The organism is Benzoatithermus flavus (assembly GCF_037908215.1).
In the GTDB taxonomy this organism is placed as follows: Bacteria; Pseudomonadota; Alphaproteobacteria; order Geminicoccales; family Geminicoccaceae; genus Benzoatithermus; species Benzoatithermus flavus.
The window spans coordinates 1-776 of sequence record NZ_JBBLZC010000082.1 but is presented as its reverse complement, the minus strand read 5'-3'; the positions used below and the strand labels follow the sequence as shown (position 1 = coordinate 776).

Genomic DNA, 776 nt, shown 5'->3' with positions numbered 1-776 from the left:
CGGGCCCAGTTCCAGGCGTACGATTCGATCGACAAGGCGCCGGAGGAGAAGGCGCGCGGCATCACGATCAACACGGCGCACGTCGAGTACGAGACCGAGAAGCGCCACTACGCCCACGTCGACTGCCCCGGGCACGCCGACTACGTCAAGAACATGATCACGGGCGCGGCGCAGATGGACGGGGCGATTTTGGTGGTCTCGGCCGCCGACGGCCCGATGCCGCAGACGCGCGAGCACATTTTGCTGGCGCGGCAGGTGGGGGTTCCGGCGATCGTGGTGTTCATGAACAAGGTCGACATGGTCGACGACGAGGAGCTTTTGGAGCTGGTCGAGCTCGAGGTGCGGGAGCTTTTGTCCAAGTACGGCTTTCCGGGGGACGAGATTCCGATCATCAAGGGCAGTGCCTTGGCGGCGCTGGAGGGCCGGGACGATGCGATCGGCAAGGCGAAGATCCTGGAGCTGATGCAGGCGGTGGACGACTACATTCCGCAGCCGGAGCGGGCGATCGACCAGCCGTTTTTGATGCCGATCGAGGACGTGTTTTCGATCTCGGGGCGCGGCACGGTGGTGACCGGGCGGGTGGAGCGCGGGATCATCAAGGTGGGCGACGAGGTCGAGATTGTCGGGCTGCGGCCGACCGCGAAGACCACCTGCACGGGCGTGGAGATGTTCCGGAAGCTGCTCGACCAGGGGCAGGCGGGGGACAATATCGGGGTTCTGTTGCGCGGCACCAAGCGGGACGAGGTGGAGCGCGGGCAGGTGCTGTGCAAGCCGGG

The 776-nt window shown here is 66.0% G+C and carries 1 protein-coding gene; it reads left to right on the top strand.

Features of this window, described 5'->3' with window-relative positions:
• The coding region (locus U1T56_RS24145; protein ID WP_418162041.1) for an elongation factor Tu at nucleotides 1-776 on the top strand (776 nt) is incomplete at both ends.